This is a genomic window from Larkinella terrae (assembly GCF_009668025.1).
Classification (GTDB): domain Bacteria; phylum Bacteroidota; class Bacteroidia; order Cytophagales; family Spirosomataceae; genus Larkinella; species Larkinella terrae.
In genome coordinates this window covers 812,709-828,010 of record NZ_WJXZ01000014.1, presented here as the reverse complement: position 1 = coordinate 828,010, position 15,302 = coordinate 812,709, and the positions used below count along the sequence as shown (strand labels likewise).

The following is a 15,302-nucleotide window of genomic DNA, read 5'->3' as shown; positions in this document are numbered from 1 at the left end:
GCAATCAATATATGAAATGAGACGACTCGCAGCACTTTTTATCCTTCTCTTCCTCCCCTGGCCTTCCCGTGCCCAGCCAGCCGAAATCTGGGTGTCACCGGATGGGTCGGACCAAAATGCCGGAACGATTGAAAAACCGGTTTTGAGTTTACAGATGGCGTTGCGAAAGGTTCGGGAATGGCGTCGGCTGTCGGACCCCGTTGTGGCAAATGGCGCGCATATTTACCTCAAAAATGGCGTTTATACACTAAATGAGCCGGTTTTCATCCGTCCGAAGGATTCGGGAACGTCGACAAGTTCGACGGTGGTTGAAGCCGCGCCGAACGCGCACCCGGTTTTGAGCGGTGGGGTTCCGGTTACCGGTTGGCAGAAGCTGAAAACGTCGGTACCCGGTTTGCCCAAAGAAGCCAATGGAAAAGTCTGGGTGGCCGATGCGCCCCAAGTGGGCGGTCGGCTGGCTGAATTCCGGCAGTTGTGGGTGAACGGCGAAAAAGCAATCCGGGCCAGAGACACACCGTATCCGCTGATGAACCGGATTTTGTCGTGGAACAAAACCGAGCAAACCTGCTGGATTCCCGCTCCCCCTTTCGGTGATTTGTCGAAAGCCGCTGGTTTGGAAATGCTGATTCACCAGTGGTGGGCCATTGCCAATCTGCGCATCAAGCAAATTGACGTTCAGGGTGATAGCGCAAAACTCTGGTTTCACCAGCCCGAAAGCCGCATCCAATCCGAGCACCCCTGGCCCGCGCCCTGGCTTTCGAAAGAAACCGGCAATTCGGCGTTTTACCTGACCAACGCCATCCAGTTCCTGAACCAGCCCGGCGAGTGGTTTCTGGATACCAAAGGTGAAAAAATCTACTACATTCCGCGCCCCAACGAAAATCTGTCCACGGCAACGGTTGTCGCCCCTTCGCTCGAAACACTGCTCCGCATCGCCGGAACCGCCGATCATCCGGTTTCGAACGTCCTTTTCAAAGGCATTTCGTTTCAGCACACGGGCTGGCTCCGGCCGTCGCAGCAGGGAAATGTGCCGCATCAGGCCGGATTGTACATGCTGGACGCTTACAAGCTGAAAATACCGGGTACGCCCGACAAAAAGACGCTGGAAAATCAGGCCTGGGTGGGTCGCCCGGCCGCGGCTGTGGAGGTCTCGTTTGCGAACCAGACCGGTTTTGAGAACTGCCGGTTTGAGCACCTGGCCGCTACCGGGCTGGATTACCACAAGGGCGGTCGCGACAATGTGATTCGGGGCAATCTTTTCAAAGACATTGGCGGTACGGGCATTCTGGCGGGCGTTTTTGCCGACGAAGCCACCGAAATTCACCTGCCTTACAACCCCACCGACGAACGCGAAATTTGCACGAACCTGCTCATTACCAACAACCTGATCACTAACGTTACGAACGAAGACTGGGGTTGCGTGGGCATTGGCGCGGGTTACGTTCGGGGTAGTACGATCGAACACAACGAAATCAGCGAGGTATCGTACAGCGGTATTAGCCTGGGCTGGGGCTGGACGCGCACCATCAACGCCATGCGCAATAACCGGGTGGTCGCAAACAAGATTCACCATTTTGCCAAGCACCTCTACGATGCGGCAGCGGTTTATACGCTGTCGGCGCAACCCGGTTCGATGATTGCGGAGAATTACATCGACAGCGTTTACAAGGCGCCGTATGCGCACCTGCCCACGCACTGGTTTTACCTCTACACCGACGAAGGTTCGTCATATTTTACGATCAAAGGCAACTGGACGCCGTCGGAGAAATTTCTGCAAAATGCCAACGGCCCCAACAACGTCTGGGAACACAACGGGCCGCAGGTGGCCGACAGCATTCGTACCCAGGCGGGCATTCAAAAACCGTATCAGTATTTGTTGGCCGACAAGCTGCAGCCTGATCCGAACTGGTCGATCAACAAGGAAAATCCGGTGATTGTCGAATTGATCACCAGTCCAAATCAACCTATTGATTTACAACGATTAAAAGAGATAATGACTCGGGCGAAAGTTCGTCCGGAGGCTTTGTATCAGTGGGAAAACCGGTATGTTATTTTTGACAAAGTGCAGGATGTTTCGGTGCTGAGCGGGCGACTGCGCTCGGCTTTTCCGACGGCAATGGTGAAGACTTATTATGATTTATTCTACGAATTCAACCGAAACCGCTGCGCATCCGGTCCGACGACCGACGAGTGGGATCACACCATTCTAACGGCTAATCTGGTGGCCGACGAAACGCTTCAGAAGGAGTACCTGGCCGATCACGCTACCCAGTTTGAGAAGTGGCCGGAGGTGTCCAACGGTTTTTGCAACGCCCGGTTTCAGCAATTGCTGCTCTTCAGAAACGGTCGGCAACTCATGCTGGTCATCAGCATTCCGAAGGGCGAAAGTCTGGACAAACTCAACCCCAAAACAACCGAAAACAACCCGCGCGTCGACGCCTGGAACGCCCGCATGAAGAAGTACCAGGAAGGCATTCCCGGCACCAAGCCGGGCGAAGTCTGGGTCAATTTTCAGCAGAAATAAGTTTAGGATTTTTGCTTGTTGCCCCTAAATCCCCTAAAGGGGACTTTAAGAATCTGGATTAATTGGGTCCAAGTCCCCTTTAGGGGATTTAGGGGCAAATTTCAACGAATAGAATTATCAGACGAAAGTCCTAAAGTTTAGAGTTTATCGTTTTTATTTTATGGTTATTACACTTGTATTTTATTGAAAATCAAAAGATTAACCTTTAAACAATAAACTCTAAACCATACACTAAAACCCATTAAAACGTATTCCGACAAACCATGTTACGATTAGGCATTCTTGGATTAGGCGAAGGGCGCAGCACGATGTCGGCGGCATTATCGAGCCCCCATTTCGAACTGGCGAAAGTCTGCGACCAGAAACTGGAACTGTGTCAGCAGCGGGCCAAGGAATTTGATTTTCAGAGCTATACCACTCAGTATCAGGAATTACTGGACGATCCGACGATCGACGTCATTGCGATTTATACGCCCGACAAATTCCACGCCGAGCATACCCGGCAGGCGCTGTTGCACGGCAAGCACGTGGTCTGCACCAAACCGTTCATCGACGACCTGGCGAAGGCCAAAGAGCTGATTGAGCTGAGCGAACAAACCGGCAAAAAGGTATTTGTCGGGCAGAGTTCGCGGTTTTTCGAGCCGATGAAAAAGCAGCGGGCGGATTTTGAAGCCGGTCTGATCGGGGAGTTGATCACCGTCGAAGGCTATTACCACGCCGACCACCGCTGGTTTCTGGCGAAAGGCTGGTCGCTCGAAAACGCGTTCAAATGGCTGTACGGCGGCCTGAGCCACCCCGTCGATTTCATCCGCTGGTATTTGCCCGACATCGAAGAGGTGATGGGCTACGGCATGCTCAGCGCCAACGGCCGGAAAGGCGGTTTGAAAAACGACGACACCATGCACTTCATTTTCAAAGCCTCCGACGGCCGCATCGCCCGCGTCAGTGGGGCCTACACCGGCCCGGTCCAACCCGTCGTGCGCGACTCCGAAATGAGCTGCATCCTGCGCGGTACGGAAGGCTGCAGCCAGGCGGATTACATGGATTTACGCTACGCCGTCACGACCAACACCGGCGACGAGATTGTGCAGACCTGGGAACATAAGTTGAAACACTATTTCCGGTTCGAGGGAAAAAGCCACCACGCGGGCGAGTACCAGAACTACCTCGATTATTTCGCCACCTGCCTGGCGTCGGGTCAAACCGCTTACCCCGACATCCGGGAAGGCGTTGGCACCGTCGCCCTGCTGCAGGCAATGGACAAATCGTTACAAACCGGAAAACCAGTGAACGTTCGGGAGATTTTGAGCGAACACGGTCTCTAATCTCACGTCTATCCCCTCACATCTATTATATGAACCTCCTCGACCGCCTGACGCTCCTCGATTACGGCATCGTTTTCGCTTACCTGACCGTGCTGGCGGTGATTGGTTACAAAGCCAGTGCGCCGAAGAAAACCGGTACCGACGAAACCCTTTTTCTGGCGAATAAATCGCTGGGCTGGGCGAGCATCGGCTTCAACATGTGGGGCACCAACGTAGGACCGTCCATGCTGCTGGCGTTCGCGAGCATCGGCTACAGCACCGGCATTGTCGCCATCAATTTCGACTGGTACGCCTTCGTTTTCCTGTTTCTGCTGGCGATTGTTTTTGCGCCCAAATACCTGGCCGCCAACGTATCCACCATGCCCGAATTCATGGGGAAACGGTTTGGCGAATCGACGCAGACGATTCTGGCCTGGTATGCCCTTATCAAAATCCTGATTTCGTGGCTGTCGCTGGGCCTGTTCGCGGGCGGTTTTCTGGTGCGGCAGATTCTGGGCTTCCCGATGGGGCTGTCGGTGACGGTTTTGGTCCTTTTCGCGGGATTGTTTGCCTATTCGGGCGGACTGAAAGCCATTGCCCGCGTCAATGTGTTCCAGATGATTCTGCTCATTGGCGTGTCGTTGACGCTCACGATTCTCGGCATCAACCGGGTAGGCGGACTCGATGCGGTTTTTCAAAAAGCCCCCGCCCATTACTGGAGTCTGATTCACCCCGCCAGCGACAAAAGTTATCCCTGGCCCGCCATTTTGCTTGGCTATCCGGTGGCCGCTGTCGCTTTTTTCTGCACCGACCAGGCAATGGTTCAATCGGTTTTGGGTGCCCGAAACCTGGAACAGGGGCAGTTGGGCGTCAATTTCATTGGCTGGCTTAAAATCCTGTCGTTGCCGTTGTTCATTCTACCGGGCATTCTCTGTTTCATTCTGTTTCCGAACCTGAAAGACCCCGCCGAAGCCTACATGACGATGGTCACCAACCTGTTTCCGCCCGGCCTGAACGGGCTGGTGATCGTGGTGCTGATTGCCGTTTTAGTTGGTACGATCGGTTCGTCACTCAACTCGCTGAGCACGGTCTTTACGATGGACGTTTACGCCCGGAAAATCAACCCCAACGCCAGTACGCAGCAACTGATTGGGGTCGGGCGGATGGTCGTGGTGGCCGGTTGTTTATTTGCCATACTGATGGCGCTTGCGATTGACAGCATCAAAGGGCTTAACCTGTTCGACGTTTTTCAGTCGGTGCTGGGGTTCACTGCCCCGCCCCTGTCCACGGTTTTTCTGCTGACGGTTTTCTGGAAGCGCACCACGCGCACCGCCGTCAACGCCATTTTATCCGTCGGTTCGGCCTTCAGTCTGGGCGTTGGGATTCTGTATTTGTGGGTGCTGCCGCCCGACCGTTACACGTTCTGGCCGCACTATTTGCTGGTTTCCTTTTCTATTTTTGCGATCCTTGTAGTTACCGCTGTGCTCATTTCGGTATTCGATTCCAATCCGTCCAGGTACGAAGCCGTTGCATCGGAAACCGTTGCCAAGCCCACCCGACGCGTCTGGATTGCCTGGATTTCGTTGATTAGTACGATGTTAGCGCTCTACCTCACCTTTCATTAACACCTGTTCGTAATGAAAAAAACCGCCTTCTTCGTTTGGCTTTCCTGTTTTACGGCAACGGCGCAACCGCCGGTTCAGCAACCGCTGACGCTCTGGTACAAACAACCGGCCAGTCAGTGGGTGGAAGCGCTGCCCATCGGCAACGGGCGATTGGGCGGCATGGTGTTCGGCGGGGTGGAAACGGACCACATCCAGTTCAACGAAGAAACCCTCTGGACGGGCGAACCGCGTGAGTACCAGCGCGAAGGAGCTGCCCAATACCTGCCCCAAATCCGGCGCTTACTCGCTGAGGGCAAACAGGCCGAAGCCGAAAAACTGGCGCAGGAAAAATTCATGGGGCGACAAAGCAACGAAGCTGATTATGAGGCCAGGAAAACCGCCTGGTTTACCAGTGTCCGCAAGCTAGAAAACTTAAAAGCCAATCCGGCGTCAGCGTCTTTTGATGATCGCTCCTGGAAAACCCTGCCGGTTCCAACAGCCGAAGGCTGGGAACGAGTCGGGATGGAAGGATTGGACGGCGCGGTCTGGTTTCGCACCTCGTTTGAACTTCCGCAAGCCTGGGCGGGCAAGGATGTCGTGCTCGATCTGGGCCGGATTCGCGATCAGGATTTTACCTATCTGAACGGCGAACTGATCGGTTCCGACGAAGGAATTGCGAAAAACCGGCGGTACAAAATTCCGGCAGGCAAGCTGCGGACTGGCAAAAACCAACTGGCGATTCAGGTCATCAACTGGTTCGACAAAGGCGGTTTTATCGGCGTCAAAACCAACCAGCCGACGTTCGTGGTGTATCCCGAAGGCCAACAACCAGCCGATGGCATTTCCCTGAAAAAACCGTTCCGCTACTGGATTCAGGATGACACGCCCCCGGCCATGCCACGCTATCAGGCCGATTACCAGCCCTTTGGTGATCTGTGGTTGCGGTTTAAGAATGCCAAAAAACCGCTCCATTACCGGCGCGAACTGGATTTAAAAACCGCCCTCTCCCGCGTTACCTTTTCGTCGAACGGCGTACAATTCGCCCGGGAATACCTCGCCAGCGCCCCCGATCAGGTTATCGCCGTTCACCTGACGGCCAGTCGGCCGGGGAAAATCAGTTTTGAAGCTACGCTGGATAGTCCGCATAAACAATCCTCCGTCCGAACGATTGATAATCAAACGATTGCCCTTTCAGTTCAGGTGCAAAATGGCGCGCTGAAGGGAGAAAGTCTGCTTCAAATTCAGACGCAGAAAGGCCGGATTTCGGTCTCTGGAAATAAACTCGTCGTTTCGGGAGCCGACGAAGCCACCTTGTACCTGACGGCTGGCACCAATTTCAAGAATTACAAAGACGTTTCCGGCGACCCGGCCATACTGAGTCAAAAACCGCTGCAAACCGCCATCACCAAACGATTTGATGCCCTGAAAACCGCCCACATTAACGACTTCCAATCTTATTTCAACACCTTATCGCTGGATTTGGGGCATACCGCCAGTGAACAACTCCCGACCGACGAGCGACTGCAGCATTTCGAGAAATCGCCCGATCCGGCGCTTTTAGCACTTTACGTGCAATACGGGCGGTATCTGCTGATTTCAAGCTCCCGGCCCGGTACGCGACCGGCCAATTTGCAGGGCATCTGGAACGACCTGCTCACTCCGCCCTGGGGCAGCAAATACACGACGAACATCAATTTCCAGATGAATTACTGGCCCGCCGAAATGCTCAATCTTTCGGCCTGCCACGAACCGATGTTTGCTGCCACCGATGAACTGGTCGAAAGCGGTCGGAAAACCGCAAAGGCGCATTACAACGCCCGGGGCTGGGTGCTGCACCACAACACCGACCTCTGGCGCGGAACGGCCCCGATCAACGCATCGAACCACGGCATTTGGGTGAGTGGGGGCGCCTGGGTTTCGCGGCACCTCTGGGAGCATTACCGCTACACACAGGACCGGAATTTTCTGCAAAACCGGGCGTATCCGGTGTTGAAAGAAGCCGCCCGGTTTTTTGTCGATTTCCTGGTCAAAGACCCGAAAACCGGCTGGTTGATCAGTTCCCCGTCGAACTCGCCCGAACACCTGGGGCTGGTTGCCGGGCCGACGATGGACCACCAGATTATCCGCGATCTGTTCAAAAACTGCATAGCGGCCAGCGAAATTCTTGGCACTGATGCCGCCTTTCGGGACACGCTCAAAACGATGTACGGCCAGATTGCCCCCAACCAGATTGGCAAGCGCGGCCAGTTGCAGGAGTGGCTGACGGACATCGACGACCCGAACGACCATCACCGGCACGTGTCGCACCTCTGGGGCGTTCACCCCGGCACCGACATCACCTGGGACGAAACACCCGACCTGATGAAAGCCGCCCGGCAGTCGCTGCGGGAGCGGGGCGATGAAGGAACCGGCTGGAGCCTGGCCTGGAAAATCAACTTCTGGGCCCGTTTTCGCGATGGTAATCACGCTTATAACATGGTCAAGTTGCTGTTCCGCCCGGCGATTTCACCCGAAGGCGTGACCGGTGGCGGCTCCTACCCCAACCTGTTCGACGCCCATCCGCCGTTTCAAATCGATGGTAATTTTGGCGGTGCCAGCGGCATTGGCGAGATGTTGCTGCAAAGTCAGGGCAAAACGATCGACCTGCTTCCCGCCCTGCCAACCGACATCCCCACCGGTTCGATCCACGGAATCTGTGCGTCGGGCGGTTTTGTGCTGAACATCCGCTGGCAGAACGGAACGTTAAGTAGCGTTGAAGTTACCTCCAAAGCCGGGCAGCCGTGTACGCTACGCTACGGAACGAAAGAAGTTCAATTGACAACCGAAAAGGGAAAAACATACCGGCTGAGTGGAGAATTGAAAGGGATTTAAGATAGATCGTAAACTCCCACAATTGAAAATAATAGCCCCGGATTTTAATCCGGGGAAACAGAAAATATCCTGAAATTGGTGGGAACCGTTTTAACGGTTTGTAAAAATTGCGAAACTGCCTTGATCCCACGGTTTCAACCGTGGGCTATTTTTTTGATTGCACCCTTATTTGCTTCAGCGGTAACGTTTGAAAACAGTTTAATCAACTTTCAAACTCTCCAGCTTTCCTTCCTTCAAAACCGGCGTTTTAACGTGTCGGAAGTTGTTGCCGCCGACGGTGATGTGCCGGGTTTGCTCGCCGTTGAGTTTCAGAAATACGTCGGTGCCCGGTTTCGGGAAGCAGTCATATACGAAGGCATCGTCCACGTTGGTGAGTTCCACGACTGGCGTATTCGGGTGCGGGGTAGCGATTTTCACACCGTCGATTTCCAGCGTTATCACTTTTTCGGCGACAATCGCGGGGCCGGTTTTCGTGTCGACGGAAACGTTGTGAAATTCCAGATTTCGGGCTTCTCTGATCAAAAAACCGGTTTCTGAGGTAATGTTGAGGTTGGTAAACGTGATGTTGCCGATCGGCATTTCTTCCAGACCGCTCAGGTACCCAGCCTGTTTCGCTTCGGCGGTGATGTTACTGAAATGGATGTTCCGAAACGCGGGCGTTCGCTCCGAAACCGGTTCGGGCTGCGTCTTGGCGTAGTGCATGTCGAGGACAATCGCCTGTTCCTTCATGTTTTTCATGATGACGTTATCGACCCGAATTTCTTCCACCACCCCCCCGCGACCGCGGGCGGTTTTGATGCGGATGCCCCGGTCCGTGCCGTCAAAAATGCAGTTGGAAATGCTGATTTTCCGCACTCCACCCGACATTTCGCTGCCGATCACCACGCCCCCGTGTCCGGCCAGCATGGTGCAATTCGTAATCGTGTAATTCTCCGCCGGAACATTCATCTTTCGGCCCGCCCGATCCTTGCCCGATTTGATGGTGATGCAGTCGTCGCCAACACTGATGTGGCAGTTGGAAATGTGAACGTACCGGCAGGATTCGGGATTGATGCCGTCCGTGTTGGGCGATTTGGGGTTATTGATCGTGACACCCGTAACGGTTACATTTTCGCAAAATTCGGGGTTCACCGTCCAGAACGGCGAATTGCGGATGGTAATGCCTTCGATCAGGACGTTTTTGCAGTGCATCGGCTGAATGAACGGCGGACGCAGAAAACCGCGCTCCACCCAACCCGGCAAATCGGGGCGCAGAATGTCTTTGTTCAGGCGGTGAAACTCGTCCTGCCACTTCGAGCCCGGCGAATTCTTCACGATCACTTCCGAATAATACCACCATTTTTTTCCGTGACCGTCGATGATTCCGCGCCCCCGAATCGCGATGTTTTCGGCTTTGTAGGCGTAAAATAGGGGCGAAAAATTGGTCACGTCCGTGCCTTCCCAGCGCGACGCCACCATCGGCAGGTAATCGTCGAAGTTGTCACTGAAATGCAGCTCGGCCCCGGCGTCGATCAGAATCGTGATGTTGCTTTTCAGGTGAATCGGACCGGTTTTATACTTTCCCGGCGGAAAATAAATCGTTCCTCCCCCACCCTTCACGGCCGTGTCGATGGCCTTTCTGATGGCCGCCGTCGCCAGTTGGCTGCTGTCATTTTTCGCGCCTTAGTGCAATACATTGTGGTAAATACCCTGTTGCGCCAACGTGCTGATCGCCGTGAAAACCGTCAGGACGAACGTCAGTAGAAAACCGCATTTTGTTCCAGAATGTGATGAAATCATTTTCAGAAGTAAAAATAATAGCCCCCGGTTTTAACCGGGGGATCGTGAGAGGATTCGGAAAATACGAACCGTTTTAACGGTTTTGAGATTTTAAAACCGTTAAAACGGTTGCCGTGAAGAACGTATTTCACTATGTCCCACGGTTAAAACCGTAGGCTGTTACAACACAAATTTCTTTCTGTGTCTTACTTCAACGGATCAAACGCCCCACCCCAGGTCGTGTTCTGGATCAGCTTGGGGTTGTTGTCGATAGCGGTTTGCGGAATCGCGAAGAAATAGTATTCGGGTTTCCAGTTGATGCTGTACTTCGTATCCAACGGCTTGAATTCCAGCGTAAAATAATTGGTATACGCCTGCTCCAGGATGAGGTTGTCGCGGGAGGTGGCAAAATCCGCCGGGACTCCGGTGGTTCTCAGGTTGATCGTCACCGCCGTCCGCCTGGTGCCGTTCAGCGTTTTTTCGATCAGCTTCCAGCGACGCAGATCATAGAACCGCTTGCCTTCAAACGCAAACTCGATCTGGCGTTCGTACAGAATGGCGCTGAACAGTTCGGCCCGCGTCATGTTGGCTTTCAGGCCGTACAAACCGTCGGTTCCGGCTTCGATGCCCGCCCGCTTGCGAATGGCTTTCAGCTGCGTGTAAGCCTCTTCCAGCTTGTTAATTCCAACGGCACTTTCAGCCAGATTCAGTAACACTTCCGCAAACCGAATTTCGATCCAGTCGGTGCCCGAAAACTGTACGTCGCCAATGGCCGGCGTTGGATTAACGGCTTTGCGCGCATAAAAACCGGTATTGCTTGCTTTCGGCTCAACGGTTTTTCCGCCCACAAAATAGGTCCAGATTTTATAGGAATTATTTCCGTTCAGGGGCCAGGTCACGCCGTTATAAGCAATCGTTTTGTCGAAACGCGGGTCCCGGTTTTTGAAAAACAACTGATCCGTATAGGTGTATTTGGTCGACTCCCCCGGTTTTTTACCGTCCAGCATCGGAAACGCCTTTACCATTTCCCACGACGGCTGATTGGAGCCTCCGCCCGTTCCGGTATACGACGGTCGCGTCGCGTTGTCGTAGCCATTATTTTTTCGGGTTTGGTCGCCCGTCGCGGTATTGTAACCCGTCACAAAAACCGCTTCGGGGTTGTTGACCTCCTGAAACCAGAGTTGATCGAAGGACGAATGCAGGCCGTATCCGTTGGCCGTCAGCAAATCAAACGCCTGTTTGTTAGCATCATACGATGTCTGCCACCGCGCTACCTCATCGTTCGGGTTGAACTGCGGGCTGGCGGCTGTCAGCAAAACCCGGCCTTTCAGGGCCGCAGCTGCGCCTTTGGTAATCCGCCCCCAATCGGCCGACGAACTCCAGCGACCCGGCACGGCCGCGATGGTCGAATCCAGGTCTTTCACGATGGCGGCAAAGGTTTCGGTCGTCGAGTTCCGGGGCAGAAAAGCCTGGTCGCGCGCTTCGACACCCACGGCGGCCAGTGGCGTCATCAGCAGCGGCACCCCGCCGTACAAACGCACCAGATCGAAATACCGCCAGGCCCGGAAAAACTGCGCCTGCGCCCGGAGCTTATTTTTGGTGTATGGCGGCAAGGTTCCCTTGTTGACATCGCTCAGAAACATGTTGATCACCCGGATTTTGCCGTAGTTGTTCTTCACATCCAGCGATGTTCCGAAATCGCCTATTTCGTTAACCAGAAGTGTCCCTTCCAGCAATTTGCTTTCTCCGAACGATTCATCCGTCAGGCTGGTAACACTCGGACTGCCCGGACCCAGCGTCGGAATACCGGTCGGCAAATTCTGATCGTACACGTAATCGAGGTTCATCTGCGTGAGCGTCGAATCGTTGAAAATCAGCGCCCCGCTGGTGGAAGACAGATCGGTTTTATCGAGCACATCCTTGCAACTGGTCAACGCCAGCGACGCACAGCAAACGGTCAGGATTTTATGTGATAGTTTCATGGTTTCAGGGGTTACAAGCCAAGATTTAAACCCAGTGAGAAGGAACGCAAAACCGGATACGTGTCGTAGTTGCCCGAATACGTCTTGTAATCGTACGGATTGTACAGATTGAGCGGGTTGGTCGCGACGAGGTACACCCGCACGTTGTTCAGGCCCAGTTTGCTGCTGAAACCGGCGGGCAAGCCGTAGGAAACGTTGAAGTTACGAACCGAAACCTGCGTGGAACTACGAAACCAGAAATCCGAATCGACGTTGTAAGTATCTTTGTAATAGGGACTTGGATAGGTCGCATTCGGAGATTCGGGGGTCCAGTGATCTGCCCAGAACTGCGGACGGTTGGCCGTGGCCGTCGCCTGCGACCGGGCCGTCGATTCAACCGCATCCTGTCCGCCAAACGAACCGCTGATGACGGCTCCAATAGAGAAGCCCTTGTAACTCGTGGTAAAATTGAACCCAAAACCGTAGTGATTGCTGGCTTTCCGGGTCAGGAACTGCATGTCAGCTTCGGTGATTTTGCCATCCGGTGCCGTGTATTGGCCCAACGCATCTTTGGGGCCGCGCACATCTTCGTAATACAGCATCCCCGGTTTTGGCACCGCCCCGAAGAGCGTGTAGCCCGGGTGTTTTTCCAGATAACTGTCCACGTCCTGCTGCGTCCGGAACATGCCCGCATATTTGTACCCTTTGAAACCCAGATCCGACGACTTTCCGAGCGGATCTTCGAACGTGCCGATTTTGCCCTTATCGACATCCACCTTAATCTGTTTGTTGTCGCTCCAGGTGAAGAAACCGTTGACTTTGTACGACCAGTCGCTGGTGATTTTGTCGGACCAGCCCAGCGAAATTTCCGTTCCAAAACCATCGACCGTCGCGTAGTTTTCGGACGGCAACGTAGCCCCTACGAGCAGCGGAACCGACGAGGTCAGCGAGGTCAGCATGTTGTAGCGATGGTCGTAAAACGCATCCAGCGTGAACGAAAGGCGGTTTTTCAGGAATTGCGCATCGATACCAAGGTTGTACTTCGTGTTGTCATCCCAGCGGGCGCCCCGGTTGGCCATCGCGTTGCCGGGCACCACCGTCAGCGGACGGTCGGCGTTCCCGCCAAAAACCGCTCCTTTTCCCGTTTGAATGCCGTAACTCGTCAGCCAGTTATACGGTTTGGTGGCGTCTCCCCCCAGAAAACCGATCGATCCGCGCAGTTTCAGGAAATCAACCCAGCGTACACCCGACCGGAAAAAGGGCTCTTCGGAAATTACCCAACCCGCTGAGAACGAAGGGAAAAGGCCCCAGCGGTATTCGGGTGCAAACTTGGTGGAAGCGTCGTAGCGAATGGCGGTTTCGAAGAAATATTTGTTGGCGTAGTTGTAGTTGAGCCGACCCGCGTAGGACAGAAAACCCACTTCCGTTTCGGTTTCGGTGGTGGTTTGCGTGCCGGTTGCGTAGCGCATGTTGTCCAGACCGCCAATAATCACGCCCTCGGCCATTGCGGCAATGTTATCGGCGTGGGTTTCCGACTGTTCGAAGAACGCGATCGCCGAAATCTGGTGTTTGCCAAACTGCCGGTCGTAATTCAAATACCCGTTCAACTGGTAGGTATCGATGTAACCGGGATTCGCCCGCACACGGTCGCCGTTGTTCAGGGTCACGATCTTTAACACATCGCCACCATAAATGTGTTTGTGGTCGCCCAGCATCGAGAGACTATATACATTGTATTTCGTTCCGTACTGTTTCCCAAACGTATTATCGAACGTCCGGCTGTACAACAATCTGGCTTTCAAGCCTTTTACAAACGGAACGGAATAATCCAGGTTGGCCGTTACGTTCAAACCGCTGCTGCGGGTCTGGGTGTAATTGTTGGATTTCTGGACTTCAAAAAAGTGAAAAGCGCCGAAATCGTTGGCCCCGCCGTTCGACAACAAAACCGGTAAACCATTCACGTATGGCGTCGCAAACTGGGGCGTGTAGAGCAGACTTTTCATGTCATTTTCCGGACTTTCCCCACCCTGTTTCAGGTAATACATCCGTTTGTCCGACAGGTCCCCGCTGAGCGACAGGGCGGCTTTCAGGCTCTTGTTCACCTGCATATCCGCGCTGGCCCGGAACGTCCATTTGCCCGAGTTGATGTTATCGAAATTCGCATTCTGCGCGTTATAGGAAGCGCCCGCGAAATAGGTTGCCTTCTCGTTTCCGCCACTGACATTGAGTGCATGTCGCTGAACCGTAGAGGGTTGCCAGGCCTGCCGCAACCAGTCGGTGTTATTATTTTTGAAGTGAGCCAGTTCGTCGGGCGTGTAAATCAATGGATCAGTAGCGGTTTTTCCGGCGGCAAAATTCAGGTCATTCAGGTAGGTCGCCTGTTCAAAACCGTTCATCATCGTCGGCAGTTTGGCGTCCGAAATACCGGTCGAGCCGCTGTAGCTGAACTTGGGAGCACCGGACTTCCCACGCTTGGTTGACACAACGACCACGCCCTGGTTGGAACGCGCCCCGTAAATGGCGGCAGCCGCGTCTTTCAGCACCGAAATGGCTTCGACCTCCGAAACGTCCAGCGCGTTGAAATCGTCTTCCGACCGAACCACGTTGTCGATCACGTACAACGGCCGCAGCGTTCCGCCGTCTTTCGACAGAATGATCGGGTTCCGAACCGTGATCTGCGCATTTTCGCCCGGCCGACTGGTTCCGCCCGTAACGCCCACGCCCGGCATCTGACCGACCAGCGCAGCGGACAGACTGTTGACCGGCAGATCCTGCACGGATTTCATGTCGATCGTGGCCACCGCGCCCGTCAGGCTCACCTTCTTCTGAACCCCGTAGCCCACCACCACGACTTCGCTCAGCGAGGCTGCATCTTCTTCCAGCTGCACCTCAAACGTCGTCCGGCCTTTAACCGGCACTTCCTGCGTTTTAAAACCGATGTAACTGAAAATCAGCGTCTCGTCGCCCTTGGGCAGGTTCAGCCGAAACGTTCCTTTGATGTCCGAAACCGTGCCGGTTTTCGTGCCTTTGATCAGGACGTTAACGCCCGGCAGCGGTTCGCCTTTGGCATCCTTCACGGTTCCCGTAATGTTTTCCAGCGGAGCAGCAGATCTGGTTGAAACCACCGCGGCATTTCCGTTAGATCCGGCGTAGCAAAACGCTCCGGGCAGCCATCCGAGCATCAGCGCACCGAGGAGTTGGCCCGTGCCAATGCGCATTGTTTGGGTTCGTAAAACCGATTTCATGGTGTCGAAAGGATTTGGAAATAGAGTTTGGTATA

General features: G+C 54.2%; 7 protein-coding genes and 1 pseudogene. 4 read left to right on the top strand and 4 right to left on the bottom strand.

The features are described from left to right. Positions 1-16 precede the first annotated feature (16 nt). From GJJ30_RS25140 to GJJ30_RS25125, 4 genes are all read left to right on the top strand, one after another. Entirely contained in the window at positions 17-2,524 is a 2,508-nt protein-coding gene (locus tag GJJ30_RS25140) for an L-rhamnose mutarotase (protein WP_154177927.1), read from the top strand. Between the two features lie 263 nt (positions 2,525-2,787). Beyond that, positions 2,788-3,849, top strand: coding sequence for a Gfo/Idh/MocA family protein (locus tag GJJ30_RS25135; RefSeq protein WP_154177926.1), 1,062 nt, complete (start codon positions 2,788-2,790; stop codon positions 3,847-3,849). Positions 3,850-3,878: 29 nt separating this feature from the next. Then, positions 3,879-5,453 (top strand): sodium:solute symporter family transporter, encoded by a 1,575-nt coding sequence (locus tag GJJ30_RS25130; protein WP_154177925.1) that lies wholly within the window; start codon positions 3,879-3,881, stop codon positions 5,451-5,453. Between the two features lie 12 nt (positions 5,454-5,465). Then, complete coding sequence (locus GJJ30_RS25125; RefSeq protein WP_154177924.1) at positions 5,466-8,303, top strand: glycoside hydrolase family 95 protein; 2,838 nt, start codon at positions 5,466-5,468, stop codon at positions 8,301-8,303. 198 nt (positions 8,304-8,501) lie between these two features. Here the strand turns inward: GJJ30_RS25125 and GJJ30_RS25120 are convergent, their stop codons facing one another. The 4 genes and pseudogenes from GJJ30_RS25120 to GJJ30_RS25110 form a co-directional block, all read right to left on the bottom strand. Continuing rightward, positions 8,502-9,761, bottom strand: coding sequence for a glycoside hydrolase family 28 protein (locus tag GJJ30_RS25120; protein ID WP_262885401.1), 1,260 nt, complete (start codon positions 9,759-9,761; stop codon positions 8,502-8,504). Positions 9,762-9,779: 18 nt separating this feature from the next. Then, positions 9,780-9,953 (bottom strand): annotated as a pseudogene (locus GJJ30_RS32550) (glycosyl hydrolase family 28-related protein); the annotation flags it as partial. 314 nt (positions 9,954-10,267) lie between these two features. After that, positions 10,268-12,043: a RagB/SusD family nutrient uptake outer membrane protein gene (locus GJJ30_RS25115; protein ID WP_154177923.1), complete on the bottom strand. Its 1,776-nt coding sequence runs from the start codon at positions 12,041-12,043 to the stop codon at positions 10,268-10,270. An 11-nt stretch (positions 12,044-12,054) separates the two neighbouring features. Then, on the bottom strand, positions 12,055-15,267 hold the full coding sequence (locus GJJ30_RS25110; protein ID WP_154177922.1) for a SusC/RagA family TonB-linked outer membrane protein: 3,213 nt from the start codon (positions 15,265-15,267) through the stop codon (positions 12,055-12,057). Positions 15,268-15,302 lie beyond the last annotated feature (35 nt).

Excerpts from the sequence above, each read along its gene's own strand:
- GJJ30_RS25110 (WP_154177922.1), bottom strand. The coding sequence starts at position 15,267 with ATGAAATCGGTTTTACGAACCCAAACAATGCGCATTGGCACGGGCCAA.
- GJJ30_RS25120 (WP_262885401.1), bottom strand. The coding sequence starts at position 9,761 with ATGGTGGCGTCGCGCTGGGAAGGCACGGACGTGACCAATTTTTCGCCC.
- GJJ30_RS25125 (WP_154177924.1), top strand. The coding sequence starts at position 5,466 with ATGAAAAAAACCGCCTTCTTCGTTTGGCTTTCCTGTTTTACGGCAACG.
- GJJ30_RS25115 (WP_154177923.1), bottom strand. The coding sequence starts at position 12,043 with ATGAAACTATCACATAAAATCCTGACCGTTTGCTGTGCGTCGCTGGCG.
- GJJ30_RS25135 (WP_154177926.1), top strand. The coding sequence starts at position 2,788 with ATGTTACGATTAGGCATTCTTGGATTAGGCGAAGGGCGCAGCACGATG.
- GJJ30_RS25140 (WP_154177927.1), top strand. The coding sequence starts at position 17 with ATGAGACGACTCGCAGCACTTTTTATCCTTCTCTTCCTCCCCTGGCCT.
- GJJ30_RS25130 (WP_154177925.1), top strand. The coding sequence starts at position 3,879 with ATGAACCTCCTCGACCGCCTGACGCTCCTCGATTACGGCATCGTTTTC.